The following is a 26458-nucleotide window of genomic DNA, read 5'->3' on the forward strand; positions in this document are numbered from 1 at the left end:
AGGTTCTCCGTTTCAAAGGCATTCAGACGTTTTTCGTCTCGAACGCGCGTGTGGCGCGCCGGTCGCCGGGCACGATGAAGGGCTGCTCGTCGAGCCGCCATACCGTGCGCGTGTCGCCCGCGCTCCGGATATCGACGCTCGGCTCGGCATGGATCGCGCCGATCTCGGCGCAGGCGATCTCGCGCGCCGCGAAGCGTGCGATCACCGCGGCGACGTTATGTTCGGGCACGCTCAGCAGATAGCCGAAGCTCGGGAAGGTTTCGAGCCAGCGCGCGAGCGGCACGCCTTCGGGCTTCGGTATGCGTTCGAGGTCGATGCGCACGCCCACGCGCGAGCATTCCGCGAGCATCATGGCCGTGCCCGCGATACCGGCCATGCTGATGTCCTTCGCCGCCGCGCAGAGCCCGGCTTCGGCGATTTCCGCGAGCACGGCCAGGTCGCCGCGCAGGCGCGCGCCGGGCGCTTGCGTGGCGGCGTTCCAGTACGGGTACGGCTCGACGAAGGCGCCGCGCAGATCGACCGCCATCAACAGGCGCTCGCCCGCGCGCGCCGCGAAGCTCGAAAGCAAACGCCGCGCGCGGCCCACGATGGCCACGGCCAGTTGCGTGCGCTCGCTGCGCGCGTTGCTGTGGCCGCCCACGATTGGCACGCCTAACTGTCTGGATGCGGCCGCCATGCCTTCCATCACGGGCGCGGCCGGCCCCACGCCGTCGCTCCAGATTACGTCCACGACCGCGAGCGGGCGGCCGCCCATCGCGCACACGTCGCTCACGTTCACGAGCACCGAGCAATAGCCCGCGAACCACGGTATCGCGTCGATCAAATCGCTCACCATGCCTTCGGCCGCGAACAGCAGATAGCCGTCGCCGTCGGGAATCGCCGCGCAATCGTCGCCGGCCGCCATCACGGCGCTTTCGCTCGAGTTCGCATCGAACGCGGCGAGCATGGGCGCAATATCGGTTTTGTGCGCGACGCCGCGGCCCGCGCGCAATGTCTCGACGATCGCATCGAGCGTCATGCCGCCCTCCGCTGGTCGATGGCGAAACCCTCGTAAGGCGTGGCGCACGGCGGATACTGCGCGAGATCGGCTTCCATCACATGATGCGCGCGGCCGAACAGGATTTCTTCCTCGATCGTGCGCCAATGCAGGCGGCGGAACAACGGCGCGTTTTGCGCCTGCACGTGCGCGAGAAACGTGCGGCAGCCCAGCGCGTGCGCGCTGCTCACCGCGAGCCGGATCAGCGTGGCGCCGATACGGCCGTGGCGGCGAAAATCGGCGCTCACCGCAAGGCGCGAGCCGTACCAGGTCGTGTCGATCTCGACATCGCGATGAATGCGCACCGTGCCCACCACGCGCGGCGCGGCGCCCGGCGCGAGCCGCACCGCCACGAGCAACTGCGCATGAGCGTCGATCGCGTCGCGGTCGTCGCGCTCGAAAATGCCTTGTTCCTCGCAAAACACGTCGCGCCGGAGCGCGAACGCGCCTTCGCGCTCCCAGCATTCGCGCGCCCAGCGCACCACGATTTCGGCGTTGTCGTCGCTGGCGTTCACGCGGCCACCTTCTCGTCGAGCTTCTCGTATGAGGAAAGCGACGAACACGCGCCGCATTTGCCGCAACCGGCCTTGATGTCGCCCGCGCGCAAGCCGCCTTCGCGCACCAGCGCGCCGAGCGGCGCGAGAATCGAGCGCATGAATTCGGGCGTGGGCGGCGCGTGGTCTTCGAGCGGCGTGCCCGAGATCGGCACGAACGGCACGACGAACGGATACACGCCGATCGCCACGAGTTGCTGCGCCGTTTCGAGAATGCGCTGCGGCGTGTCGCCGAGGCCCGCGAGAATATAGGTGCTCACCTGGCCGCGCCCGAACACGCGCACGGCCGCCTCGAACGCTTCCATATAACGGCTCACGGGCACCGTCGCCTTGCCTGGCATGATGCGCGCGCGCTCCGCTTCGCCCAGCACTTCGAGATGCATGCCGAGCGTGTCCACGCCCGCGTCGCGCATGCGCGCGAACCACGCGTCGTCGTCGGGCGGCTCGCATTGCGCCTGGATCGGCAAGTCCACGGCGCGCTTGATCGCGCGGGCGCTGTCGCACAGAATGGCCGCGCCGCGGTCGGGCGTGGCGGGCGTGCCCGTGGTCAGCACCATGTGCTTCACGTTGTCGAGCAGCACGGCCGCGCGCGCGACTTCCGCAAGCTGCTCGGGTGTTTTGTGCGCGATGGTGCGCCCCGCCGCGAGCGACTGGCCGATCGCGCAGAACTTGCACGCCTTCTTGCGGCTCTCGTAGCGAATGCAGGTTTGCAGCACCGTGGTGGCGAGCACGTCGGTGCCGTGCAGCGTGGCGATGTGCGAATACGGCACGCCGTCGAGCGTTTGCAGCTTGTAGAAGCGCGGCGCTTTCGCAAACGCGATCTGCGCAATGGGAATCGCGCCGCGCGTGAGCGTGCTCACGCCGTTCGCGTCGGGCGCCTCGGCAACGAACGCCGACTGATGCGCGCCATGCGTATGCACGGGCACCATCAGCGTCACGCCGTCGATGGTGAGCGCCTTGTGATCGGACGGCCCCGCGCCGCCGCGACGGGAAAGCCCGTCGCTTTGCGGCGCGGCGAGGCGCAGTCCGCTCGATTGCAGCTCAGTCAAGAGTTGCAGGTTCGATTCCGGCAGGTTGACGCTGGCATTCATCGTAAGCACTCCAGGAAGGGACGATGGGCGCATCGTCGAAAGACATCACGGGCGTGGCGGGCCGGTCGTTGATCGCGAGGCTCAGCAGCTCGGGCCGCGCGTAGTGGCCGACCGAATCCATCATGCGTTTGCGCTTGGTGATGAGCGCCATGTCGAGATCGGCGATCACCATGCCTTCGCCTTCGCGCAGCGGCGGCGCGAGATGCTGGCCTTCGGGCGAGACGATCGCGGCGTTGCAGCCGCCGCGCAGCGCCTTCTGCAATTTGGGGTCGGCGGTGATCGAGACGATTTGCGTATCGGTGAGCCAGCCCGTCGAATTGACGACGAAGCAGCCCGACTCCAGCGCGTGATGACGAATCGTCACTTCGATCTGCTCGGCGAAAATCGGCCCGACGAGCGAGCCGGGAAACTGGCTGCAATGAATTTCCTCGTGCTGCGTCATCAACGCATAGCGCGCGAGCGGGTTGTAATGCTCCCAGCACGCGAGCGCGCCCACGCGGCCCACGGCCGTTTGCGCGACCTTGAGGCCGGCCGCGTCGCCTTGCCCCCAGATCATGCGTTCGTGAAACGTGGGCGTGATCTTGCGGCGCTTGATCTTGAGCTGGCCGTCGGCGTCGAAGATCAGTTGCGTGTTGTAGAGGCTGCCGTGATCGCGCTCGTTCACGCCGAGCACGATCACCATGCCGTGTTCGCGCGCGAGCGCGGCCACGGTGCCGGTTACGGGGCCGGGTATCGTCACCGCTTCTTCGTAAAGCCGCAGATGTTCGGCGCCCGACTGCACCGGCGGCAGCACGAACGAAAAGTACGGGTAGTACGGCAGGAACGTTTCGGGAAACACGGCGAGCTGCACGCCCTCGCGCGCGGCGTCCACAATCGCGTCGCACACGCGCGCGAGCGTGCCCGCGCCCGATGCGAGATCCGGCGCGATCTGCACGGCGGCGGCGCGCACGATGCGTTTCGAAGTTGTGATCGGCATGGCGATACCCGTGTGCGCTCAAACGGTCCAGGTGTCGATCACGAGCGCGTTCGACTTGCGATGCAGAAGCTTCAGATCGAGCACGTCCAGCGGATTGATGGGCCGCACGCCTTCGATCAGCGAGGCTTCGCCGTGACCGTAAAGCGCTTGCAGCGCGAAGCGGCACGCGTAGACCTTGCCGCCTTCGGCCATGAATTTCATCAGTTGATTGTTGAAGTTCAGGTGGCCGGGAAAAGCTTCGGCGCCGAGCGTGGGAAAGCCGCGCTGCACGCCCAGCATCACGCCGGGGCCGTAGAGCAGAATGGAGGTTTCGAAGCCCTTGCGTTGCAGCCGCGTGGCTTGCAGCATGTTGACGAAGCCGATCGACCCTTCGAATGCAACGGTGTGGAACGTGACGAGCGCTTTCTCGCCGGGTTCTGCCTTGACGTCCTCGAACACTTTCTCTTCATAGTCGACGAGGAAATCACCGGTTTTGTGGGCGGGCGTGGTGATGGCGGGCATTGCGTGACTCCGTTCGATGGTTGAGGGCTTGTCGCGGTCTGCGCTTTCGCAGCCGGCGCCCTTCTTTTTGCAACGGCTATGCCATCAAGCGGCACGCGTCATGCAATCAATTTCCAATCAATGCCGCATGACGGGAATGATCGAGGCGAATTTTTTTGCGCGATGCAGGCCCGGCGCGCACCGCGCGCACGACTCGCCATGCCGGCGAAACCGCGCTTCGCCCCGCCGTGGGGAATGCGCTTCTCGCTTCGGTGCGCGCATGCATCAAATCGGATCATTCGATGCGATCGCGTGCGATCAATTGATTTATTTTTTCGCGCGCATTCTGACTAGAATGATTTCGCCCATTCCTGTCACGCGTGAGTCCCATGTCGAACGTCGCCGCTCACTGGCTCAAACGGCTCGTGGAAAGCGAGAAGCCCGTTTACCAGACCATTCCCGATCTGATCGAAGAAGATGTCGCGAGCGGGCGCCTGCGTCCGCGCGACCGCCTGCCCGCGCTGCGCGATCTTTCGGATGCCTTAAAGATCAACTATACGACGCTCGCGCGCGGTTATGCGGAAGCGCGCAAGCGCGGCCTGATCGATTCGCGCGCGGGCAGCGGCTCCTACGTGCGCGGGCGCCCGCCGGCCGTGCCGCTGCGCGCGGGCACCGCGCTCGAAATGACGATGAACATGCCGCCCGAGCCGCCGGAAATGACGGCGCTGCTCGCGGAATCGGCGGCGCAGATCATCGGCGGGGCCGACGCGTGGTCGCTGCTGCGCTATCAGGATTTCGGCGGCACGCAGTTCGAGCGCAACATGGCGAGCCAGTGGCTGCGCCATACCGTGCCCGAGCATCGCGCCGACGCCGTGCTCGTGTGCCCCGGCATCCACAACGCGCTGGTCGCGCTGCTGTTGCGGCTCGTGAAGCCGGGCGAGACGATTTGCGTGGATTGCCTCGCGTATCCGGGCCTGAAGGTGATCGCCAATCAACTGGGCATGACGCTCGCGCCGCTGCCGCGCGACGACGAAGGGCTCGACGCCACCGCGTTCGAGGCGCTCTGCAAGACGCGCAAGCCCGGCGTGCTCTACTGCAATCCCACCATCCAGAATCCGACCACGCGCACGCTCTCGCAGAACCGCCGCGAGCATATCGCCGACATTGCGTTGCGCTACGACGTGCCCATCATCGAGGACGACGCCTACGGCATGCTCTGCGAAACGCCGCCCGTCGCGCTCGCCACGCTCGCGCCCGAACTCACGTATTACGTCACGGGCATGTCGAAGTGCTTTGGCGCGGGCTTGCGCGTGGCGTTCGTGGTCGCGCCCGGCGCGCGCCACGCCGAGCGCCTTTCGGGCGCGCTGCGGGCGACCACGGTGATGGCGAGCCCGTACATGTCGCATCTCGCGGCGCGCTGGATCGAAAACGGCGTCGCGCAGCGCATGCTCGCGGCCATTCGCGGCGAATGCGCGGTGCGCCAGCACATCGCCGCGCAAGTGTTCGCTTCGCGCGCGTTCGAAACGTCGAAGGACTGCTTCCATTTGTGGCTCACGGTGCCCGCCGAAACGGGCTGGAGCGCGTCCGAACTCGCCTCGCACTTGCGCACGAAGCAGATCGGCGTGGTTTCCGGCGCGGCCTTCAGCACCGACGGCAATCCGCCCAACGCCGTGCGCATTTGTCTGGGCGGCCCCGGCGACGCGCTTGCGATGGAAGAGTCGCTGCATCTCGTCGCCGACATGCTCGATCATCCCGATCATCTGCATTCGCCGATGTTGTGAACCGGCGCGCGCCGCTTAAGGCGCGGCGCCGGCCTGCGTGGCTTACGTGTGCAGCTTCAGCCCCTTGACGGCCTTGTCGACGGCCTTCTTCGGCCCGTGCAGCGCGAGGCCCACGAAGTCGAGGTTTTCGGCGTCGCCCGCGCGAAACGCCTCGCGGTTCGCGGCGTCGTGGCCCGTGGAAAACATCGCGTACACGTAGGGCACGATGGCCAGCTCGCGCGCAACGGCTTGCCGATGCGCGCCTTGCAGGCCCGCGAGATCGGCGGCGAACACCATCATCGGCTGGCCGAGCATGCGGCCGTAGCGGCGCCCCGCGGCGTCTTCGTAAGGCTCGCCCAGCGCCTCGGGTCGCGCGGCCGCGACGCCGGTGGCGAGAAAGGCCGCCACGTTGAGTTTTTGCCAGACGGCGAGATCGTCGCGCACGATCAGCGCGACCTTGGTATCGAACATGGAGGGCTCCGGCTTGCAGCGAGTGAGTCGAGCCGCTCATGGTGCGCGAACGCGCGCGTTCAGTCTGGAACGTTTGTGCATAGCCGCCGGTAGGCGGCGGGCGTCATGCGATAGGCGCGCCGGAACCAGCGGCCCAGGTGGCTTTGATCGGCGAAACCGGTTTCCGCGGCCACCTGCGCGGGGCTGCGCCCGGCCGCGAGCAGCCGGCGCGCGACGCGCAAACGCAGGCGCACGAGATACGCATGCGGCGACATGCCGAACGCGCGCGCGAAGCGCCGCGTGAGGCGAAAGCGGTCCACGCCCGCCACGGCCGCGAGTTCGTCGAGGCCGATGTCGGTGTCCATGCGCGCGTGCAGATAGTCGCGCACGCGGGCGATTTCCGGCGCGAGCGCCAACGCGGGCGCGCCTTGCGCGGGCGGCGCGGCGCGCACCTGCGCGCCCAGATACGCGAGCATGCGATCGAGCGCCTGGTCGCGCGCGAGCCGCCCTTCGCGGCCTTCCAGCGCCAGGAACGCCGCGCGAATCGTCGCCGCGAGCGCGGCGTCGTCCACCAGCGTGCGGCCGAACGCGGCCTCCACGCCCGAAAGCCCCGCAATGCCCAGGCGGCGCGCGGCGCGCTCGACCCAGCGTTGCGGCAGATACAGCATGGCGTAAGTGAAGCCGCCGGCCTCGGGGGCATGGCCGTCGTGGAGCGCGTGCGGCTCGATCAGGATCGCGCGGCCCGGCACGCTCGTGTGCAGCGCGCGATGGCAGCGAAAGCGCTGCACGCCTTGCTCGGTGTAGCCGATCAGCATGTCGTCGTGATCGTGCAGGTCGAAGGCGTGGCCGCTGAAATGCGCGCGCACGCCTTCGATGCCCGTTTCCGGGTCGCGGCACGCGCGCAGCCAATGGTCGGCGGTGGTCTCGTGCGCCATGCGTCTTTCCTCGAAATCCTCAACGTTCGGCAACGCCGGTTCAAGCCCGCGCGGCGCGCACCATCATCGGGCACGAAGCGCGGTCTGTTCGTCCCGCGTCGGCGGCCGCGCCGCGCTTTTGCACCGCGAACGCGCGCCTGCGCGGCGCTTTTCGCATCGGCATGGAAGTTGCATTGCCCTTTTCCAGCCCGATCACCGGCATGCGCCAGTGCGCTTTCGATCAGGCGACATCCGCTGATCGTTGCGCGCAGCCTGCTCATCATACGCAAGGCCGCCGGGGAAGTCGGGGCCAACCCAGTCGAAAGAAGCAGCGGACGGAAGAACGACTATGACGCAACCATTCTTCAACGAGATGTTCGAGCAAGGGGAATTCGACGTGCGCGGCATGGCGGCCGCCACGTTCACGCAGGCCGGCGAGCCGCGCCCTCACTACCGCGACTTCTTCGCATGGCTGCGCAGCCAGAGCGAGCAGCAGATGCACAAGAAGCGCGCCGAGGCCGACACCATCTTCCGGCGCGTGGGCATCACGTTCGCCGTGTACGGCGAGAAGGACGTGACCGGCGCGGGCACCGAGCGCACCATTCCCTTCGACGTGATTCCGCGCATCTTCCAGCGCGAGGAATGGAACCGGCTCGAACGCGGCTTGCGCCAGCGCGTGAACGCGCTCAACCGCTTTATCCACGACATCTATCACGAGCAGGACATCGTGAAGCGCGGCATCGTGCCCGCCGAGCAGATCCTGCGCAATGCGCAATATCGCCCGGAAATGCAGGGCGTGAACGTGGCGCGCGATATCTACGCGCACATTGCGGGCATCGACATCGTGCGCGCGGGCGAAGGCGAGTTCTACGTGCTCGAGGACAACTTGCGCGTGCCTTCGGGCGTGTCGTACATGCTCGAAAACCGCAAGATGATGATGCGGCTTTTCCCCGATCTGTTCGTGCGCAACCGCATCGCGCCCGTCGCGCATTATCCCGACCTGCTGCTCGACACGCTGCGCGCCGCCGCGCCCGCGGGCACCGACAATCCCACCGTGGTCGTGCTCACGCCGGGCATGTACAACTCGGCGTATTTCGAGCATGCGTTTCTCGCGCAGCAAATGGGCATCGAACTCGTCGAAGGCCAGGACCTGTTCGTCGACAACGACCATCTCTACATGCGCACGACGCAAGGCCCGCAGCGCGTGGACGTGGTCTATCGGCGCGTGGACGACGACTTTCTCGACCCGCAGGTGTTCCGCCAGGACTCGACGCTCGGCGTTGCCGGTTTGATGAGCGTATATCGCAAGGGCAACGTCACGCTGTGCAACGCGGCGGGCACCGGCGTCGCCGACGATAAGTCGATCTACCCCTATGTGCCCGACATGGTGCGCTTCTATCTGGGCGAGGAGCCGATCCTCAACAACGTGCCGACGTGGCTCTGCCGCAAGCCCGACGATCTGCAATACACGCTCGATCATTTGAGCGAACTCGTGGTGAAGGAAACGCACGGCGCGGGCGGCTACGGCATGCTGATCGGGCCGGCGGCCACGCGCGCCGAGATCGAGGCGTTTCGCGCGGCGCTGCTGGCCGATCCCGCGCGCTATATCGCGCAGCCCACGCTCTCGCTTTCGACCTGCCCCACGTGGGTGGAAGCGGGCATCGCGCCGCGCCATATCGACTTGCGGCCGTTCGTGCTTTCGGGCAAGGACGTGCGCATGGTGCCTGGCGGCCTCACGCGCGTCGCGCTGCGCGAAGGCTCGCTCGTGGTCAATTCCTCGCAAGGCGGCGGCACGAAGGACACCTGGGTGCTCGAACGCTGATCGCCTTTCCATCAGGATTCCGAACGATTCGCAACGAGGGAGGTTTCATGCTGAGCCGCACCGCCGAACATCTGTTCTGGATGGCCCGCCACACCGCGCGCGCCGAACATCTCGCGCGCCTGCTCGAAGCGAACTGGCAGCTTTCGATGCTGCGGCCCGAGGCGAACGACGGCTGGCTCGCGGTTCTTTCGATCGCCGGGATCACGGACGCCTGGCGGCTCGCGCATCACGACGTGACGGCGCGCGAAGTGATCGCGTTCATGAGCGCCGACGCCGCGAATCCGTCGTCGATCGCGAGCAGCCTCGGTTTCGCGCGTGAAAACGCGCGCGCGGTGCGCGGCTGGGCTTCGGCGGAACTGTGGGAGACGCTCAACGCAACATGGCTCGACTTGCGGCGCCTGATCGCCGAACGCGCGTTCGAGCACGATACGCAGGCGTTTTTCGAGTGGATCAAGGCGCGTTCGCATCTCGTGCGCGGCGTGCAGTTCGCGGCGCCCGTGCAGGACGAGGCGTTCGATTTCCTGCGGCTGGGCAGCGCGATCGAGCGCGCCGACCACATGGCGCGCCTCGCCGAAGCGCATGCGGAGTTATTTGTAGCGCATGCGGAGTTATTTGAAGCGCGCGCGGAATCGTTTGTAGCGCATGCGGAGCCGTTTGAAGCGCGCGCGCAGGCATTCGACTGGCATCGGCTCAACGCGCTGCTGAACGCGGCCAACGCCGGCGACGCGTGGCGGCGCATTCATCGCGACGCGCTCGATCCCGCGCGCGCGGCGGCGCTGCTGCTCCAGTGCGCCGAATGGCCCGGCTCGCTCGCCGCCAGCCTCGACGAAGTGCGCCGCATCGTCGTGCGCCTGCGCAATCCGCAATCGGCGCCCATCGAGCGGCTGGCGCTGCAATTGTGCGAGGAAATGCGTCATGCGCCGCTTGCGAACGAGCGCCCGCAAGCGCTGCGCGGCTGGCTGCTCGCGCTCATTGCCCGCATCAACGAACTCGCGCGCCGGCTGGGCCGCGACCTCGTGCGCCCCGCCTTGCCCGAGGCCGTGGCCGCCGCGGCGTAAGCCGCGCGGTTTTCACGCGCGCAGCGCCGCCGCCGAGATCACGCGATGAACGAACCGCAACTTGTCGACCACGGGCGGCGCGAGGGCGAACGGATAGCCGTCGGGCATGCCGAGGCTGCGATTCAGGCTGTTGAGCGCGTAGGTGAGCGCGAACCAGCGCGCCATCAGGCTGTCGAAACTCGCTTCGTCAACGGGCGTCTGGTCGAGCAGCACGGGTTCGTCGGGCGCGTCGGGCAGCAGCGCGAGCCCGCACGCCGTGGCCGTGTCGAGCGTATCGACCATGTGCAGATAGTGCGCCCACGTTTCGGCCCAATCCTCCCACGGATGCACCGAGGCATATGCGCTCACATAATGCTCGGCCCAGTCGGGCGGCGCGCCCTGCTCGTAATGCGCGGCCAGCGCGGCCGCGTAGTCGGCGCGCTCGTCGCCGAACAGCGTGCGAAACGGTTCGAGGCGGCGCGTGTTCACCACCAGTTGATCGAAATAGTAGTGGCCGATCTCGTGACGGAAATGCCCCAGCAAGGTGCGATACGGCTCGTGCAGCGAAACGCGCGTGCTTTCGCGATGGGCGTCGTCGGCTTCGGCGACGTTCATCGTGATGAGGCCGTGATCGTGACCCGTCAGCACGCGCGGGCCGCCGGGCGTATCAGCGAGAAATTCGAATTGCAGGCCGTGCTCGGCGTCCTCCGCGCGCGTGACGAGCGGCAAGTCGAGCGTGCCCAGCGTGTAGAGCAGGCGGCGCTTCGCCGTTTCCAGCCGATACCAGTACAAGCGGTTCTCGGGGCGTTCGAGGTTGGGGATCGTCCCCGTGAACTGGCAGGCGCGGCACAGCGTGTCCTCGCTGCCGGCGGGAATCATGCCGTTGCAGACGTTCTCCACCGCGTAGTTGTGGCATTGCCGGTAAAGCGCACCTTGCGCGTCGGCGGCGAGGCTGCGCCAGCGGCCTTCTCCGGCGTCCTCGAACGCGTGCATCGCGCCGGTGAGCGGCTCGTAGCCGAGCAGGGAGTCGCAGCGCTCGCAGCGCGCGTTCTCGAAAAATACGAGTTGATTGCAGTGGTCGCAGTGGAACGTCTTCATCGCCGCTTTTCCCGGTTGAGTGCGCACGCTGCGGCAGCACGCGGCGTGCCGCGAGCGCCGCGAACCGGCGGCGGGGCCGCCCCGCGCGCCGCTGTCATATCCAGCACTCGCGCGCCTTGCATCATGGCCGCGCGCCGGACGCCGCCGGCGCGGCCGGCATCGGCATCGGCATCGGCGTCGGCGTCGGCGTCGGCGTCGGCGTCGGCGTCGGCATCATCGTCACTTTTTCCTTCACGTCGAACGAGGAGTCGGGTGTGTCCATCCGTGTCGCGTTAAACCATGTCACGCAGTATCGCTACGACCGGCTCGTGCATCTCGCGCCCCACGTCGTGCGGCTGCGCCCCGCCCCGCATTGCCGCACGCCCATCGTTTCGTATTCGATGCGCGTGGAGCCCGCCGATCACTTCGTCAACTGGCAGCAGGACCCGTTTTCGAACTATCAGGCGCGGCTCGCCTTTCCCGAGCCGATGCGCGAGTTCCGCGTCACCATCGACCTCGTGGCGGAAATGGCCGTCTACAACCCGTTCGACTTCTTTCTGGAGCCGAGCGCCGAGCAGTTTCCATTCGCCTACGCGCCCGAGCTCGCCGCCGAGCTTGCGCCCTACCTCGTGCGCGGCGAACCCACGCCGCAATTCGCCGCGTTCGTGGAGTCGATCGACAGGAGCGCGCGCGGCACGGTCGATTTTCTCGTCGATCTGAACCAGCGCCTGCAACGCGAGATCGGCTATTTGATCCGCATGGAGCCGGGCGTGCAGACGCCCGAGGAAACGCTCGAAAAGCGCTCGGGCTCGTGCCGCGACTCGGGCTGGCTGATGGTGCAGACGCTGCGCCAGTTGGGGCTCGCCGCGCGCTTCGTTTCCGGTTATCTGCTGCAACTCACGCCGGACGTGAAGGCGATCGACGGGCCGCAAGGCGCCGAAGCCGATTTCACCGACCTGCACGCGTGGTGCGAAGTCTATTTGCCGGGCGCGGGCTGGATCGGCCTCGACCCCACTTCGGGACTGCTGGCGGGCGAGGGCCACATTCCCGTCGCCTGCACGCCGGAGCCGGGCAGCGCCGCGCCCATTTCCGGCGCGCTCGACGACTGCGAAGTGACGTTCTCGCATTCGATGTCGATCTCGCGCGCGCTCGAAACGCCGCGCGTGACCAAGCCCTACACCGAAGCGCAATGGGCGGACATGCACGCGATGGGCGCGCGGGTGGACGCCGCGCTCGACGCGCAGGACGTGCGCCTCACCATGGGCGGCGAGCCGACCTTCGTGGCCGCCGCCGACCGCGATGCACCGGAATGGAACACGGACGCGCTCGGCCCCACCAAGCGCCGCTACGCCATTTCGCTGATGGACAAGCTGCGCGCGCAATACGGCGCGCGCGGCTTTCTGCATATCGGCCAGGGCAAGTGGTATCCGGGCGAGCAGTTGCCGCGCTGGGCGCTCTCGCTTTTCTGGCGCGCGGACGGCGAGCCGTGCTGGCGCGACCCCGCACTCTTCGCCGACGAGCGCACGCCCGCGCATCACACGGCCGCCGACGCGCAGCGCTTCATCACGCATCTCGCGGGCAAGCTGCGCGTCGACGCGCAACATGTGCAGCCCGGCTACGAGGACACCTGGTACTACCTGTGGCGCGAGCGCCGCCTGCCCGTGAACGTCGATCCGTTCGACTCGCGCCTCGACGACGAACTCGAACGCCTGCGCCTGCGCCGCGTGTTCGACGCCGGTCTCGACACCGTGACCGGCTACGTGCTGCCGCTCGCGCGCGAAAGCGCGGCCCGATCCGCGAACCAGCCCGCGCTGGACGGCGCGCGCTGGATGAGCGGCCCCTGGTTCTTCCGCGACGAGCGCATGTATCTGATTCCCGGCGATTCGCCGATGGGCTATCGCCTGCCGCTCGATTCGCTGCCGTGGGTGGCCGCCGGCGATTATCCGTGGCAGCACGCGCGCGATCCGTTCGCCGCGCAAGCGCCGCTGCGCCGCGCCGCCGAATTGCGCATGCAGTACGAAAGCGCGGACGATCGCGCGACGTCGCCGCACGGCCATGCCGCCCGCAATGCCAATGACCGCAATGCCACCGCCGCCACCGCCGGCCGCGCCTCGGCCGAACGCTACCCCGGGCGCGGCGAATCGGCCGCCTGGATTCGCCGCACGGCGCTGTGCGTGGAAGCGCGCGATCCGTCGCGCGCGGCCGGGCCGAAAGCGGAAGCCGCCGCGCTCGGCCGCGCGCAAGGCCAGTTGCACGTATTCATGCCGCCGCTCGCGGAACTCGACGACTATCTCGACCTGCTCGCCGCCGTCGAAGCCACGGCCGCCGATCTCGCGCTGCCCGTCGTCGTCGAAGGCTACCCGCCGCCGCGCGACGCGCGCCTGAAGATGCTCCAGGTCACGCCCGACCCCGGCGTGATCGAAGTGAACATCCACCCGTCGGCGAACTGGAACGATCTCGTCGAGCGCACCGAATTTCTCTACCGCGCCGCGCACGAAACCGCGCTCTCCACCGAAAAATTCATGCTCGACGGCCGCCACACGGGCACGGGCGGCGGCAATCACCTCGTGCTAGGCGGCGCCACGCCCGCCGACAGCCCGTTCCTGCGCCGCCCCGACCTGCTCGCGAGTCTCGTCGCGTACTGGCACAACCATCCGTCGCTCTCGTACCTGTTTTCGGGCCTCTTCATCGGCCCGACGAGCCAGGCGCCGCGCGTGGACGAAGCGCGCAACGATCAGGTCTACGAACTCGAAATCGCCTTCGCGGAAATCCAGCGCCAGGTCGATCTGCTGCGCGGCTACGGCGAAGCCGCGAGCGGCGGGCGGAGCGTGCCGCCGTGGCTCATCGACCGCGCGCTGCGCAATATCCTCATCGACGTGACGGGCAACACGCATCGCGCCGAATTCTGCATCGACAAACTCTATTCGCCCGACGGCCCGACCGGCCGGCTCGGCCTGCTCGAACTGCGCGGTTTCGAAATGCCGCCGCACGCGCGCATGAGCCTCGCGCAGCAACTGCTGCTGCGCGCGCTCGTGGCGCGGTTCTGGCACACGCCGTACGCGCAGCGCCTCACGCGCTGGGGCACGGAACTGCACGACCGCTTCATGCTGTCGACCTTCGTGCAGATGGATTTCGACGACGTGCTCGCCGAAACGGCCGCCGCCGGCTTCGCGCTCGATGCGGCGTGGTTCGCGCCGCATTTCGAATTCCGCTTCCCGCTGATCGGCGAACTGAACACGGGCGGCATCGCGCTCACGGTGCGCAACGCGCTCGAACCGTGGCACGTCATGGGGGAGGAAGGCGCGACCGGCGGCACGGTGCGTTATGTCGATTCCTCGGTCGAGCGGCTCGAAGTGCGCGCGCTCGGCCTGAACGGGAACCGCCATCTGGTCGCGGTGAACGGGCACGCGCTGCCGCTGCAACCCACGGGCCGCGCGAGCGAGCACGTGGCGGGCGTGCGCTTTCGCGCGTGGCAGCAGGCCGCCTCGCTGCATCCGACCATCGGCGTGCATGCGCCGCTCACGATAGATATCGTCGATACGTGGAGTTCGCGCGCGATCGGCGGATGCCAGTATCATGTTGCGCATCCGGGCGGTCGCAATTATCAGACGTTTCCCGTCAACGCCTACGAAGCCGAAGCTCGCCGGCGCGCGCGCTTTTTCACGAGCGGGCACACGCCGGGCACGGTCGAGGTCGCGCCGCCCGCGCGCAGCCTCGAATTTCCGTTCACGCTGGACCTGCGGCGCCGCTGAATTCGCGCCGCGCGTTTGCCGATAACCGGTTAGAACTCACCGAAGGCGCGCCCCGCCCGGGCGCGCCGCCACCATTCACGATCTTGCCGACTCAATCCACCCTGCCGTTCGATGCCGCGGCCCACGACGACGAGCCGGCCGCGCCGCTGCGCACGCTTCCCGTGCGCGGCGGCCACTGGGACGAACTGCACACGCCGCAGGGCGCGCTGCGCGAGCCGTGGCGGCAGTTTTTCGCGCTGCTCGGCAAGCCGGGCGTGGCCGGGCTGGAAGGCGCGGCGGATTCGGTCGCGCGCCAGGTGCGCGAGAACGACATCACCTACAACGTCTATGCCGACGGCGGCGGCCCGCGCCCGTGGGCGCTCGACCTGCTGCCGCTCATCATCGGCGAGGACGAATGGGCGCGGATCGAGCGCGGCGTCGCGCAGCGCGCGCGCCTGCTCAACGAGATCGTCGCCGATATTTACGGGCCGCAAACGCTGCTCGCGCGCGGTCTCGTGCCGCCTGCGCTGGTATTCGGCCATCCGGGCTATTTGCGCGCCGTGAAAGGCTTCGCGCCGCCGGACGGCCAGTATCTGCAAACCGTCGCGCTCGACCTCGCGCGCGCGCCGGACGGCGAGTGGACCGTGGTGTCGCATCGCACGGAAGCGCCTTCCGGGCTCGGCTATCTGCTCGAAAACCGCCTGATCGTCTCGGGCCTCTTCGCCGAGCCGTTTCGCGCGATGCGCGTACACCGCCTCGCGCCCACCTACTCGCAACTGGTCGGCACGCTGGCGAGCGCCGCGCGCGCGCTCCTGCGCGCGGAGTCCGGCAAAGGCGCGGGCGAGCGCGAAAGCGAAGGCGGCTCGCCGCATATCGTGCTGCTCACGCCGGGGCCGTTCAGCGAAACCTATTTCGAGCACGCGTTTCTCGCGCGCTATCTGGGCCTCACGCTCGTGGAAGGCAAGGACCTCACGGTGCGCGACGACATGCTGTATCTCAAGACGCTCGGCGGCCTCGAACGCGTTCACGCGGTGCTGCGCCGGCTGGACGACACGTTCTGCGACCCGGTGGAACTGCGCGCCGATTCGACCATCGGCGTGCCGGGCTTGTTGCAGGTGATGCGGGCGGGCAACGTGATCGTCTCGAACGTGCCGGGCGCGGGTTTTGCCGAATCGCCCGCGCTGCACGGCTTTTTGCCCGCCATCGCGCAGGCGCTGCTGGGCGAGCCGCTCGCGCTGCCGGGCGTGCCGACGTGGTGGTGCGGCGAGGCCGCCGCGTGGCGCGACGCGCTCGCGCATCTCGACGAAGGCTGGCTCGTGCCGACGTGGCCCGAGATGGCGCCGCGCCGCCGCCCGCACGACGGCGACGCCGCGAAATACGAAACCGGGCACGAAATCAGGCACGAAATCAGGCACGAAGCAAAGCACGAAACGAGGCACGAAACCGGGCACGAAGCAAAGCGCGCCGCGAAGCCGCTCGAAAACGCCGCGCCGCCCGGCCTCGCCGCCGGGCCGCAGCCGCTCGACGACTGGCGCGCGCGCATCGAGTCCATGCCCGACGCCTTCACGATCCAGCAGCCGCTCAGCTATAGCTACGCGCCGCGTTTCGAGCGCGGCGCGGGCGTGCTGGGCGCGCGCCCGGCGGTGCTGCGCGTCTATGCCATCGCCGACCCGGCCGCGCAAAACGGCTGGCGCGTGCTGCCCGGCGGCTTCACGCGCCTCGCGGCCGACCACCAGGAGTCCGTGTCGATGCAGGCGGGCGGCAGCAGCGTCGACACCTGGGTGCTGTCGAGCCAGCCCGGCTCCACGTTCTCGCTCCTGCCCACGCCGATGAAGCCCGCCGACGTGCGCCGCAAACCGCGCCGCGTGCCGAGCCGCGCCGCCGAAAACCTGTTCTGGGCCGGGCGCTACGGCGAACGCGCCGAAAACGGCGTGCGCCTCGCGCGCCTCATGCTCGGCTCGCTCGAAGGCAGCGACGCCGATCAATTGTTCGGCACCTTCGTCGAACTCGCGGCCGCGAGCGGTCTCGTGCCTTTGGCCGATGGCGAAGCGCAGCGCGGCCTCGACGCATTCGAGCGCGTGCTGGCCGCCAATCTGCACGAAAACACGGGCGCCGCCGGCATCGGCCAGACGCTCGCGAGCCAGGCGCACGCGTGCGGCGAAATTCGCGGGCGGCTTTCCAGCGACCACTGGCGCACCGTGCTCGCCTCGCGCAACGACTTCCGCGACGCGCTCGAGGCGCTTTCGCTCGCGCCCGCTCCCGCGCGCCGGGGCGCGGCCATCGAATTCCGCCGCCCCGCGCCCTACGACCGCGTGACGCTGATGCGCGCGCTCGACACGCTCGCCACGCAACTGAGCGCGATCAGCGGCTGCCAGGGCGACCGCATGACGCGCGACGAAGCCTGGCGCCTGCTGTTCGCGGGACGCCACATCGAGCGCATCGCGGCCATGGCCACGGTGCTGCGCATCGTCGCGCAGCAACGCATGCTCGCCACGCCCGCCGGCTTCGACCTGCTGCTGCAACTCTTCGACAGCACGCTCACCTATCGCGCGCTCTATCCAGGACGGCTCGAAGTGCCCGCCTTGCTCGACATGATCGTGACCGACCCCGCCAATCCGCGCGGCCTCTACGGCGTGTACGGACGCCTGCGCACGCGGCTCGACGAGATCGCCCACGCGGCCGGCGGCCCGAAGCGCGAGCCGTTCGCCTCGCAGCTCGCCGCCGTCGACGCATTGCCTTCGCTCGAAGCGCTGTGCGACCCCGGCGAGGACGGCCGCTATCCCGCGCTCGGCGCGCTGTGCGAAAGCCTCGCCGCGAACATGGCGGCGGCGTCCAACGAAATCAGCGCGCGCTGGTTCAGCCACGCCACGCCCACCGCCGCGCAGGTGTGGTCATGAGCGATATCCGGCTGACGGTCGTGCATCGCACCGATTACCGTTACTCCACGCCCGTGGAAACCGCGCAGCATCTCGCGACCATGCGGCCGCTCGAACTGCCGTGGCAACGCGTGCTCGACTATCGCGCGAGCATCGAGCCCGCGCCCTCGTATCGCACGAGCCGGACCGACGCGTTCGGCAACGAAGTGTCCTACTTCGCTTTCGACGCGCCGCACGATCATCTGCGCATGACGAGCGAAACGAGCGTACTGCTCGCGCCGCGCTACGCCGCGCTCGACGCCGACGCCACGCCCGCATGGGAAAGCGTCGCGCATGCGCTGCGCTTCGAGGCGGGCGGCGCATTTCATTCGGAATCCGAATTTTGTTTCGCCTCGCCGAACATCGCGCTTTCGCCCGCGTTGCGCGCGTATGCGCTCGAAAGCTTCGCGCCGGGCACGCCCGTGCTCGCGGGCGCCATCGGCCTCATGCACCGCATTCACGCCGATTTCGCGTATCGGCCCGCGACCACGGCGTTCGACACGCCCGCGGCGCGCGCCTTCGACTTGCGTCACGGCGTGTGCCAGGACTTCGCGCAGGTGATGATCGGCTGCCTGCGCACGCTCGGGCTCGCGGCCCGCTATGTGAGCGGCTATCTGCGCAACGACCCGCCCGCCGGCGCGGCGCCCATGATCGGCGCGGACGCCTCGCACGCGTGGGCTTCGCTCTACGTTCCCGGCAAACGCCACGCGGGCTGGGTCGACCTCGATCCGACCAACGACGTGCTCGCCGACCAGGGGCACGTCACGCTCGCGATCGGCCGCGATTACAGCGACGTTTCGCTGCTGCGCGGCGTGATTCTGGGCGGCGGCGCGCATCAGGTGGAAGTGGGCGTGCGGGTACAGGCCGAGTGAGCCGCGCTACGGCGCGCCAAAGCCTCGGGCTACAGCATCGAAAGCCGTTCGAACACGAAATCCTTGATGTCGTGCCGCACGTCTTCGCTCATGCGCACGAATTCGATGCCGTAAAAAAAGCCCACGTCGCGCTCGCGCCGATTGCGCACCTCGACCGAGACCAGCACCGGCCGCAACTGGCTGCCGATCGCGAGATTCATCGCGAGCCGCGCCGTTTGCCCCACGGCGAGACAGTCGATGTCGGACGCGAGGCCCGCGCCCACGAGGCTCATGTTCGAGACCGTCACGTCCACGGCGGCGCGCAGATAGTCGCCCGATTGCACTTTCGCGGGCACCGAGGTCATCACGCGGCGGTAGCGGCGCACCGTCGAATGCGCGAGATTCTCGGGGTAAGTCAGGAAGAAGCAACCGAACGGCGCCACGCCGCCGTCGGTCAGGCGCGTCTGGAACGACGACAGATGGCATCCCGCGAGCAGCTTCGCATCGTAGTCGTTGAACGGGTCCAGACATAGTTCGGCATCCTGATTGATGCCCTTCACGATGATCGCCTTTTCGCGCACCACGCCCACCAGCTCGACCGGAATCGTGCCGGAGCCGCCGGCCGGCGTCAGATGAAAGAAGTCCACGCGCCGCGCGAGATCCGGCAAGGAAATGGCCGCGCCGTTCGGGCCGGCTTCGATGCTCATGGGCGACGGTTGCGGCGCGAGCGCGGTTCCGGTCAGCGCGTGACCGTTGGCGTCGAGCGTGTCCATGATGCGCCGGTGCCCGAGATCGTAGAGGCGGCCGAGCAGGCTCTCGGTGGCCACCACTTGCCCTTCCTGAAGCAACAACTTTCCGTCGGCGGCATAGATCGGAAACGGGATGGGACTATCGGATTCGATATCGCCCGGTTGAAGCTTGATCAAAGACATAGACGCTCACAGGAAAGGCGGTCGCTGCCGGCGGTGTTCGCAATACGGCAATTGTCTGCGGATAAACCATGCTCATTGCATATCGGCAGCGGAGCGCAAAGCTTTATCGTCATCGGCGCAACAGTCATGTGCGCGAACGGGCGCGGATCCGTCAACAAATCGACATAAACGCGCGCGATCGTGCGCCCGGCAGCGAGGGCGACGCCGCAAGCGGCAGGCGCGGCGCGCAACGCGGGAAGCCGCAACGGAAACGCAACGAAAACGCCTTCCTGTATCCTTCGGTCATTTGCGCGCGCCGTGCGCCGCGCCTTTCGACTCACGCACTCTTGCGCTTCAACCCATGCCAGGCATCCGCAATTCCGGCGACCAGCCGCTTTATGAAATCGTTCGCGCAGGCATTCTCGAACGCCTGCGCACGGGCGTCTGGGCCGCGGGGGAAAAGATCCCGACCGAGCCGCAACTGGCCGAGGCGTTCGGCGTGGGGATCGGCACGATCCGGCGCGCGGTGGAGGAACTGGTCGCGGAGCGCCTGCTGATCCGGCGCGCGGGACGCGGCACCATCGTGGCGAAGTTCGCCGACGAGCACGCGTTCGACCAGTATTTCAATTTCGTCGACCGCAACGGCGCCGCCGTGCAGGTGAGCGCGAAACTGCTGCGCTTCGGCAAGGAGCGCGCGACGCCCGCGCTCGCCGCCACGCTCAAGCTCGAACGCGGCGCGCGCGTGGCGAGCGTCGAAAACCTGCGGCTGCGCGACGGTGTGCCGCTCATGCTCGATCATCTGTGGATGCCGCTCGACGTGTTCCCCGAACTCGACGCCGACACCTTCGCGGCACGGCGCGGCTCGATCTACGGCTTTTATCAGGAGCGCTTCGGCATTTCGGTCGTGCGCGTGGTGGAGGACCTGGGCGGCGCGATCGCCGACGCCGCGATGGCCGAGGCGCTGGGCGTGCGGGCGGGCACGCCCGTGCTGCGCATCGAGCGCACCGCCTACACGTTCAAGGACAAGCCGGTGGAGTTTCGCGTGCGTTACGTCGAGTCGAGCCAGTGCGTGTACCGCAACACGCGCGGCTTGCAGGATTGACGCCGCGCGTTTCTCACGCTCCTCGCGTTCATCGCGCCCCTCGCGTTTAACGTCGCCTGATCGACAGCCTGCTCGTGCGGCGCGCGGATTTCACGCCGCCGTGATCCACGGCTCGCCCGCGTGGCCGACGATGCGGGCGGCGTCGAAGCGATACGCCATCAGCGCCGCGAGCCCGCGCCGGCCGTCGATCGACGCCACCGCGCTCGTGAAGCCGTGCTTCGCGATCAGCGCCGACTCGATCGCGTCCGCCGCCGCCTTGCCGATCTCGATCGCCTCCATGGCCTTGCCCGCGTTGCGCGCCAGCCCCGCCGCCTGGGTGGCCGCCACGCCCAGCGCGTGCTGCGTGCGCGCCGCGTCGAGCTTGATGAGCCGCGCCACGGCGAGCGTCGCGCCCAGCACGCCGATCGACGACGCCACGTTCCAGCGCGCGCGATATTCGTCGCTATCGAGCGCGGCGAGCACGCGCGTGCCCGCTTCCACGCCCACCGCGACCGCTTCGGCGAGATCGTCCTCGGAAGCGCCGAAGCGCTCGCCGGCCGCGAGCGCCGCCGCGAGCACGGGCGTGGCGAGCGAGGGCACCGCGCGCGCGGCGAGTTGCGCGCCGAGCGTCCACGCCCGCACGCGCGCGTCGAGCGAGGTTTGCGTCGGGCTTTGCGTCGACGCCACGCGCGGCGCGGCGGCCTCGCCCGCCTGCGCGCCCGCGCGCGTTTCGTTCAGCGCGCGCCGCGCCTGCTCGACGGCGGCCTCGCCCTGCTTCGGCAACGGCGCGAGCGCCAGCGTCACCAGCGCTTCGGATACGGCGGAATGGGAAGCGGCCTCATGCATGATTCGGTTCCTTGGGAAAGCACAGTTCGAAGAACGGGCCGAGCGCGGGCAGCAAAACGATGTCGCGCACCGCCTCGGCAATGCGCGCGGTCGCGCCCGCGCCCAGCACCGGATCGATCAGCAGTTCGATCTTCTCGCGCAGTTCCTCGTTCGTGAGCGGGCGCGCGAGACTGCCGCGCGCGTGCTCGACGTGATGCGCGACCGTGCTGCCGTCGCGCAGCCGCGCCTCGATGAACGCTTCGTCGCGGTTCACGCCCGCGTCCGGCGCGAGCTTCGTCTTTGCGCGCACGGCCGTGACATCGGGCTGCACGACGCGCGCATCGTCGTATTGCGCGAGGCCCACGCGTTTGTCGCAAAGCGCCGCCGCCACGCCGTGAATCGCCGAAAAACGCGCCTGCAAGCCGTCCTTGGGCTGCGGGTTGCCCATCAGTTCCGGCACGAGCGGATGGCAGCGCAGCGTGATCGTTTCGATCTGGCTCGCGTCGGCGATCCGCGCGGAGAGCGCAAGCCCCGCGTCGATGGCCGGATGCGCGACGATCCCGCACGGATACGGCTTGTAGGTGTTCGAGAGCAGTTCCCAGCGCTCGCCCATCTGGCCGTTCATCAAGTCGAAATCGACCTTGGTCGAAAGCGAATGCGAGTAGCCGCCCGCCGCCTCGAAAATCTCCGCTTCGGCCGATTGACCGCCCTGCGCGAGCCGCGCCGCCGCGATGCCGTTGGCGGCGGCCTTGCCGGGGTGATACGGCTTGGTCATGGTGCCGAACGCTTCGCGCTGCCCGACGAACATCGACGCCGCGATTTCGCTCGCGCGCGCGATGCCTTGCGCGTCCAGACCCAGCAGCAGCGCCGCCGCCACCGCGCAGCCGATCACGCCGCAGGTGCCGGTGATGTGCCAGCCGCGGTCGTAGTGCTCGGGCGAGATCGACACGCCCACGCGCAATTGCGCCTCGCAGCCGAGCGCGAACGCCGTGAGCGCCTGCTCGCCGGTGGGCCGCGTGGACGGCGCGAGCGCCGTGAGCACCGCCCACACCGAAGCGGCCGGATGAATCACGGTGGCGAGATGCGTGTCGTCGAAATCGTCGAGATGGCCCGCGAAGCCGGTGGCGAGCGCCGAGAAATGGACGTCGGCGCGCTCGCGGCGGCCCGGCACGGGCGCCTCGTGCGGCACGCCCAGATCGCGCGCGGCAGCGAGGATCGCCTCGACGCCCGGATGATGCGACGCGCCGATCGACGTGCCGATGACGTTGATGAGAGAGCGCCGGGCCTCGTCGGCGACATCCGGCGGCAGCGGTTGCCGCGCCAGTTGATGCAGGCCGTGCGCGAACGCGGCGGCGATGGAACTCATTGGGTCGATTCCTCCAGACAGTGACCGCCGCGCCGGGAACGCTCCCCGGCATCGCGGCAGCGGTGCGGACACCACGAAAATCCGTTGCCGACAGCGTAACGTCGACACTTTGCCGCATTGTACGCTGCCGGTTTGCGCGAAACCAAGTTATTTTGATTTAAGTGTCGACACTTTGGGTGTGGATTGCATGCGTCGGCGAAGGCCGCGCCGGCAACTGTCGACATATCGGGTGGGCCGGGGAAGGCGTCTCGTGCGGTCGGGATCGCGAACTGGAAGGCGCGCGGCATCGCCGAAGGCTGGCTCGCGCCCGGCGACCCTCCCCCTGCGTGAGATCGTCGAGAGGCTGGTCTCGCACGCCGCGCCGCCCGGCTGGAACCCCATCAGCCTGACGGGTGGCTATGCGCGGCACGCCAGTAAACGCGTTGCCAGGGAGCGATTCCGGCAACGCGCACCTTCCTGAGAATACGAATGGTTATCTGCGGGGGGCGCAGTCAACCCGGCGGCAGCCGACGAATCGGTGTCCTTATCAATGCATGCACGTGGCAGCATCACTCACGGTCCAACGATTCCGCGCTGCACGGCGCGCCTTGAGTCAGGTGCGAGGGGACTGCGCCGTCATGCGGTGGCGGGCTTCTTCATCGTCTCGTCAACGCTGCGCGCGCCAACCTGACAACGCCTTTACCAGCGCCGTTCCAGCCTTCTACTGATAGTCGAAAGTGAAGATCAGCGCGCTCGTCACCGCACCCGGCGTTGTGGAAGCGGCAACACGCTGGTATTGGGCGAAGAACGAATAGTTGTACTGCTGATTCGCTGCAATCGAGCCTTGCGGAACGCGGGTTTGCAGGGGCATCGGATTATGATTTGCCTGAAGCACCTGAATGTCGTAACCGGTCGCGCCGCCGCTCACCACGGAAAGCAAGCCGGCTGCGGGATTGTCCACATGCACTATCGGCGCTGCATCCAGGGTAATGCCGACCACGGCGCTACCCGTGCAGTTCAGGCCGATCGTGAACGGCGTCGTTCCCGTCACCGAACCGACAGCGGGCATGCCGCCGCTCGAGACCGTCGGCAACGTCACGCTCGCGGGATTGCTGACGGTGCAGGTCAGGTTGTTCAGGACGATGTTGCCGGACGGCGCGATGTAGGATGAGACGGCAGGCGTTCTGCTGACGTCCGAGTTCAGCACATAGCCCGTGTTGTACACGCCGAATATGAAGGCGAAATTGCCCGGCGTCAGGGACGCATTGGCCGGTATGGCGCCGGATAGCCTGACAAGCTCGAGCGTGCCGGAAAAGTTGAACACGCCACCTGCGCCGATCGTTGCAATGACCGAGGCGCAGGTTGAACCGGCCGCATTGGTGATCGCCGTCCCGGCGCCGTTTCTGATACGCATGCCGATACCGGCGATGCTCGTGGAATACACACCCGACATGACTTCGGTCGAGCCGCCGTTTTCGGTACACGCGACGATGGCGCTGCCTACCTGAATGGTGTTCGGGCTGCCAATGCCTAGCACGCAGGACCCTGTGATCGTGAAGGGCACCGTTGTCCCTGGAATCGTGTCACCGGGCTGGAGGTTGCTTCCCACCTTGATGGTCCCGGGAAACGTGAGCGTCTGTGGCAATCCGGAGGTCGCCGCGCACGTTGATACCGCAAATGCCGAATTGTGAAGGCAGAATCCGAGCACCAGCAAGGCAGCAACGCGCGCCGTCTGGCGGCAACGGCTCGCCGCCCCCGAACGGGGTCCATCGCCATCCGTCTGTGCGCATATTGCGGACTGCCTGCGCGCATCGCGCAGAAACCCGACCCTGTTCGCCAGAACGTCGTAAATGCGCCGGAAACCTGCATGACGCCCAGACTTAAACCACTGCATACTCTTTGCCATCACTCTCTCTGTACGATTCGCGCTGCTGGCGCTTTCGCGTAGATCCTGCTTATCCGCCGACCCCGCACACCGAATCAATCGTGGCCCACGTCGTTGACTTCGCGCCGACCGCGTCGCGTAACGCGTATCTAACGCCGCACTGCTGCCGGTTGGTGCCCTCGGCCCCGTCCGCACCCGGATGATCGGCAAGGCGCCCGCGCACGCTTCATATCATAGTGCCCGCGCGCCGCGCTATTGATACGACATCGTGAACGTGGCGAGCGCATTCACGGGGCCAGGAACCAGTGGACCTGCCGTGCGGGTGTACTGGGCCGTCAGGTGAAGATCCATCGGGCCACCCGTCGCGGTACCGAGCGAAAGCTGGTTCGGGTTTCCCCACGACGACGAATCGGCGCCGTACGAAACGACCGTTGCACCATCGGGAATCTGGAGGCCAACGCCCGATGCGCCGGACCCCGACGCGAGACTCAGGACGTTCGACGTATTCGCGCTATTAGATGCGTCGCTCAGGGTGATGGCAATGTAGGCACCGGCCGCGCAGTCGAACACGAGGTCAAAGGGTGTCGCGCCTTTGGTTGTTCCGGCGGGCGCCGTGCCGAACGATACGCTCGGCAGGGCGACGTGAACCGAGGTCGTGGTCACGCTGCATGCGGGGTGGTTCAGGGTTGCGGTGACTGCCAGATTCGCGGCATTCAGCGAATAGCCTCCTCCCGAAAACTGAAGCCACGAGCCCACGCTGTAGGAGAGCGCATTGGTCCCGAAGTTCGTGATAGTGTCGGTTACGATGAGTTCCACCTTCACCTGGAGATAGCCCGATCCGTAATTTCCGCTGCAACAGGGATAGGAATAGGTGTACGACAGCGGCGCGGGCGTCGGCGCCTGCGGCGTATTCCAGTAGCTTGTACTGGACCAGATCGAAACGCGGATGCCGATGCCCGGAATGTTGGTCGGATAGATGCCTGCCGATCCAGCCCCTGTCATGTTCCAGGTCGCCGTGGTCGATACGTTGGCCCCGCAGTCAACGCCCTGATGCTGGAACAGATTGTCGTATGAACCCGATTTGGTCGCGAGGATCGTTCCGATGGCCGGATTCAGCGGCATCGTGACATTGCCCAGGTCAATGGCGTCGATCTGAAAGGCCCCGACGGCGAAAGTGCAAGTCGCGTTGGCAAGCCCCGGAGCGAGGCCAAGTGTCAGCAGCGCTAGCACCGGCAGCGCCTTTTTCCGGCAGACCGCGAGAACCTGCGATGCGATATTCATCGCGCGGCGCGTGCCACGCTTCGATTGCCCGGCGATACCCGGGGAAGCCATCGAATTGCCACCCTGGGGAACCACCAGCCCGGAAGGGATGGAAGGGACAGTTGTCGATTGTCCGTTCGCTTCGCCAGCGCTGGAGTTTGCCGCACACAGCCGATGCCGGAGCACCCGGGCGCGCGGCCACCGCCTGCGCATAACTGTCATCGAAAAAAAGTCCAAGATCTTCACGAAATCCATGCTCAGTCCCTGCTGGCCGGCGACATTCGCGGCTGCCAGCGTGTGGCACGGCCATCCGTACCGGTTGTGCGGAACGCCGCGCCTGCCCGCTTACTTCTCACAGGCCGCATCGATGGTCGTCCACGTGGACGACTTCGCGTTCATCGTCGCCGGTAGCGAATACGTCAGCCGGCACTGCTGCCGGTTGGTGCCCTCGGCCCAC

At 67.7% G+C, this 26458-nt stretch carries 22 protein-coding genes; 8 read left to right on the forward strand and 14 right to left on the reverse strand.

What is annotated here, in order from left to right; genetic code table 11:
* Positions 1 to 22 precede the first annotated feature (22 nt).
* From U5805_RS21780 to U5805_RS21800, 5 genes are read right to left on the reverse strand one after another with little or no spacing between them, the layout of a single operon-like run.
* Positions 23 to 1018 (reverse strand): sll0787 family AIR synthase-like protein, encoded by a 996-nt coding sequence (locus U5805_RS21780; RefSeq protein ID WP_322105567.1) that lies wholly within the window; start codon positions 1016 to 1018, stop codon positions 23 to 25.
* A complete protein-coding gene (locus tag U5805_RS21785) occupies positions 1015 to 1551 on the reverse strand; it encodes an MSMEG_0567/Sll0786 family nitrogen starvation N-acetyltransferase (RefSeq protein WP_322105568.1) in 537 nt (178 codons plus the stop codon). Before U5805_RS21785 ends, U5805_RS21780 begins: the two co-directional genes overlap by 4 nt.
* On the reverse strand, positions 1548 to 2681 hold the full coding sequence (locus U5805_RS21790; protein ID WP_322105569.1) for an MSMEG_0568 family radical SAM protein: 1134 nt from the start codon (positions 2679 to 2681) through the stop codon (positions 1548 to 1550). Before U5805_RS21790 ends, U5805_RS21785 begins: the two co-directional genes overlap by 4 nt.
* Positions 2632 to 3657, reverse strand: a complete 1026-nt coding sequence (locus U5805_RS21795; RefSeq protein WP_322105570.1) for a Nit6803 family nitrilase — start codon at positions 3655 to 3657, stop codon at positions 2632 to 2634. Before U5805_RS21795 ends, U5805_RS21790 begins: the two co-directional genes overlap by 50 nt.
* Before the next feature lie 18 nt (positions 3658 to 3675).
* A complete protein-coding gene (locus U5805_RS21800; protein ID WP_322013731.1) occupies positions 3676 to 4158 on the reverse strand; it encodes an MSMEG_0572/Sll0783 family nitrogen starvation response protein in 483 nt (160 codons plus the stop codon).
* Positions 4159 to 4526: 368 nt separating this feature from the next.
* Here U5805_RS21800 and U5805_RS21805 point away from each other — a divergent pair, with 368 nt between their 5' ends.
* Positions 4527 to 5918, forward strand: a complete 1392-nt coding sequence (locus U5805_RS21805) for a PLP-dependent aminotransferase family protein (RefSeq protein ID WP_322105571.1) — start codon at positions 4527 to 4529, stop codon at positions 5916 to 5918.
* 42 nt (positions 5919 to 5960) lie between these two features.
* On the opposite strand, the gene U5805_RS21810 is transcribed toward U5805_RS21805, so the two are convergent.
* Complete coding sequence (locus U5805_RS21810; protein WP_322105572.1) at positions 5961 to 6368, reverse strand: DUF2000 domain-containing protein; 408 nt, start codon at positions 6366 to 6368, stop codon at positions 5961 to 5963.
* Positions 6369 to 6427: 59 nt separating this feature from the next.
* Positions 6428 to 7282, reverse strand: coding sequence for an AraC family transcriptional regulator (locus U5805_RS21815; protein ID WP_322105573.1), 855 nt, complete (start codon positions 7280 to 7282; stop codon positions 6428 to 6430).
* Between the two features lie 328 nt (positions 7283 to 7610).
* Between U5805_RS21815 and U5805_RS21820 the strand changes: the two genes are divergently transcribed.
* Together U5805_RS21820 and U5805_RS21825 are read left to right on the forward strand one after the other, a co-directional pair.
* Positions 7611 to 9083 carry a circularly permuted type 2 ATP-grasp protein gene (locus U5805_RS21820; RefSeq protein ID WP_322105574.1) on the forward strand — a complete coding sequence of 491 codons (1473 nt, stop codon included), beginning with the start codon at positions 7611 to 7613 and terminating at the stop codon, positions 9081 to 9083.
* 47 nt (positions 9084 to 9130) lie between these two features.
* Complete coding sequence (locus U5805_RS21825) at positions 9131 to 10141, forward strand: alpha-E domain-containing protein (RefSeq protein ID WP_322105575.1); 1011 nt, start codon at positions 9131 to 9133, stop codon at positions 10139 to 10141.
* 12 nt (positions 10142 to 10153) lie between these two features.
* Here the strand turns inward: U5805_RS21825 and U5805_RS21830 are convergent, their stop codons facing one another.
* Complete coding sequence (locus tag U5805_RS21830) at positions 10154 to 11218, reverse strand: putative zinc-binding metallopeptidase (protein WP_322105576.1); 1065 nt, start codon at positions 11216 to 11218, stop codon at positions 10154 to 10156.
* 121 nt (positions 11219 to 11339) lie between these two features.
* Positions 11340 to 11480: a hypothetical protein gene (locus U5805_RS21835; RefSeq protein WP_322105577.1), complete on the reverse strand. Its 141-nt coding sequence runs from the start codon at positions 11478 to 11480 to the stop codon at positions 11340 to 11342.
* Between U5805_RS21835 and U5805_RS21840 the strand changes: the two genes are divergently transcribed.
* The 3 genes from U5805_RS21840 (at position 11473) to U5805_RS21850 (ending at position 18715) form a co-directional block, all read left to right on the forward strand.
* Positions 11473 to 14949 (forward strand): transglutaminase family protein, encoded by a 3477-nt coding sequence (locus U5805_RS21840; RefSeq protein WP_322105578.1) that lies wholly within the window; start codon positions 11473 to 11475, stop codon positions 14947 to 14949. The genes U5805_RS21835 and U5805_RS21840 overlap by 8 nt on opposite strands.
* 83 nt (positions 14950 to 15032) lie before the next feature.
* A complete protein-coding gene (locus U5805_RS21845) occupies positions 15033 to 17825 on the forward strand; it encodes a circularly permuted type 2 ATP-grasp protein (RefSeq protein ID WP_322105579.1) in 2793 nt (930 codons plus the stop codon).
* Positions 17822 to 18715: a transglutaminase family protein gene (locus U5805_RS21850; protein WP_322105580.1), complete on the forward strand. Its 894-nt coding sequence runs from the start codon at positions 17822 to 17824 to the stop codon at positions 18713 to 18715. Before U5805_RS21845 ends, U5805_RS21850 begins: the two co-directional genes overlap by 4 nt.
* A gap of 29 nt (positions 18716 to 18744) precedes the next feature.
* Here U5805_RS21850 and U5805_RS21855 read toward each other — a convergent pair whose 3' ends face one another.
* Positions 18745 to 19626, reverse strand: coding sequence for a PilZ domain-containing protein (locus tag U5805_RS21855; protein WP_322105581.1), 882 nt, complete (start codon positions 19624 to 19626; stop codon positions 18745 to 18747).
* Positions 19627 to 19966: 340 nt separating this feature from the next.
* On the opposite strand from U5805_RS21855, the gene U5805_RS21860 reads away from it, so the two are divergent.
* Positions 19967 to 20707 (forward strand): GntR family transcriptional regulator, encoded by a 741-nt coding sequence (locus U5805_RS21860; RefSeq protein ID WP_322105582.1) that lies wholly within the window; start codon positions 19967 to 19969, stop codon positions 20705 to 20707.
* 90 nt (positions 20708 to 20797) lie between these two features.
* On the opposite strand, the gene U5805_RS21865 is transcribed toward U5805_RS21860, so the two are convergent.
* The 4 genes from U5805_RS21865 to U5805_RS21880 form a co-directional block, all read right to left on the reverse strand.
* On the reverse strand, positions 20798 to 21532 hold the full coding sequence (locus U5805_RS21865; RefSeq protein ID WP_322105583.1) for an MmgE/PrpD family protein: 735 nt from the start codon (positions 21530 to 21532) through the stop codon (positions 20798 to 20800).
* Complete coding sequence (locus U5805_RS21870) at positions 21525 to 22877, reverse strand: MmgE/PrpD family protein (RefSeq protein WP_322105584.1); 1353 nt, start codon at positions 22875 to 22877, stop codon at positions 21525 to 21527. The genes U5805_RS21865 and U5805_RS21870 overlap by 8 nt, the downstream gene beginning before the upstream one ends.
* A 700-nt stretch (positions 22878 to 23577) precedes the next feature.
* A complete protein-coding gene (locus U5805_RS21875) occupies positions 23578 to 24762 on the reverse strand; it encodes a fimbrial protein (protein WP_322105585.1) in 1185 nt (394 codons plus the stop codon).
* Positions 24763 to 24993: 231 nt separating this feature from the next.
* Positions 24994 to 26256, reverse strand: coding sequence for a fimbrial protein (locus U5805_RS21880; RefSeq protein ID WP_322105586.1), 1263 nt, complete (start codon positions 26254 to 26256; stop codon positions 24994 to 24996).
* On the opposite strand from U5805_RS21880, the gene U5805_RS21885 reads away from it, so the two are divergent.
* A partial coding sequence (locus U5805_RS21885; RefSeq protein WP_322105587.1) for a hypothetical protein occupies positions 26255 to 26458 on the forward strand: 204 nt, incomplete at its 3' end. The genes U5805_RS21880 and U5805_RS21885 overlap by 2 nt on opposite strands.

Source organism: Paraburkholderia sp. J41 (assembly GCF_905220235.1).
Classification (GTDB): domain Bacteria; phylum Pseudomonadota; class Gammaproteobacteria; order Burkholderiales; family Burkholderiaceae; genus Paraburkholderia.

Bases quoted from the DNA above. Each gene is read 5' to 3' on its own strand.
- U5805_RS21870 (WP_322105584.1), bottom strand. From the start codon at position 22,877: ATGAGTTCCATCGCCGCCGCGTTCGCGCACGGCCTGCATCAACTGGCG.
- U5805_RS21800 (WP_322013731.1), bottom strand. From the start codon at position 4,158: ATGCCCGCCATCACCACGCCCGCCCACAAAACCGGTGATTTCCTCGTC.
- U5805_RS21855 (WP_322105581.1), bottom strand. From the start codon at position 19,626: ATGTCTTTGATCAAGCTTCAACCGGGCGATATCGAATCCGATAGTCCC.
- U5805_RS21860 (WP_322105582.1), top strand. From the start codon at position 19,967: ATGCCAGGCATCCGCAATTCCGGCGACCAGCCGCTTTATGAAATCGTT.
- U5805_RS21850 (WP_322105580.1), top strand. From the start codon at position 17,822: ATGAGCGATATCCGGCTGACGGTCGTGCATCGCACCGATTACCGTTAC.
- U5805_RS21835 (WP_322105577.1), bottom strand. From the start codon at position 11,480: ATGGACACACCCGACTCCTCGTTCGACGTGAAGGAAAAAGTGACGATG.
- U5805_RS21795 (WP_322105570.1), bottom strand. From the start codon at position 3,657: ATGCCGATCACAACTTCGAAACGCATCGTGCGCGCCGCCGCCGTGCAG.
- U5805_RS21825 (WP_322105575.1), top strand. From the start codon at position 9,131: ATGCTGAGCCGCACCGCCGAACATCTGTTCTGGATGGCCCGCCACACC.
- U5805_RS21780 (WP_322105567.1), bottom strand. From the start codon at position 1,018: ATGACGCTCGATGCGATCGTCGAGACATTGCGCGCGGGCCGCGGCGTC.
- U5805_RS21875 (WP_322105585.1), bottom strand. From the start codon at position 24,762: ATGGCAAAGAGTATGCAGTGGTTTAAGTCTGGGCGTCATGCAGGTTTC.
- U5805_RS21865 (WP_322105583.1), bottom strand. From the start codon at position 21,532: ATGCATGAGGCCGCTTCCCATTCCGCCGTATCCGAAGCGCTGGTGACG.
- U5805_RS21810 (WP_322105572.1), bottom strand. From the start codon at position 6,368: ATGTTCGATACCAAGGTCGCGCTGATCGTGCGCGACGATCTCGCCGTC.
- U5805_RS21815 (WP_322105573.1), bottom strand. From the start codon at position 7,282: ATGGCGCACGAGACCACCGCCGACCATTGGCTGCGCGCGTGCCGCGAC.
- U5805_RS21880 (WP_322105586.1), bottom strand. From the start codon at position 26,256: ATGGATTTCGTGAAGATCTTGGACTTTTTTTCGATGACAGTTATGCGC.
- U5805_RS21830 (WP_322105576.1), bottom strand. From the start codon at position 11,218: ATGAAGACGTTCCACTGCGACCACTGCAATCAACTCGTATTTTTCGAG.
- U5805_RS21790 (WP_322105569.1), bottom strand. From the start codon at position 2,681: ATGAATGCCAGCGTCAACCTGCCGGAATCGAACCTGCAACTCTTGACT.
- U5805_RS21805 (WP_322105571.1), top strand. From the start codon at position 4,527: ATGTCGAACGTCGCCGCTCACTGGCTCAAACGGCTCGTGGAAAGCGAG.
- U5805_RS21820 (WP_322105574.1), top strand. From the start codon at position 7,611: ATGACGCAACCATTCTTCAACGAGATGTTCGAGCAAGGGGAATTCGAC.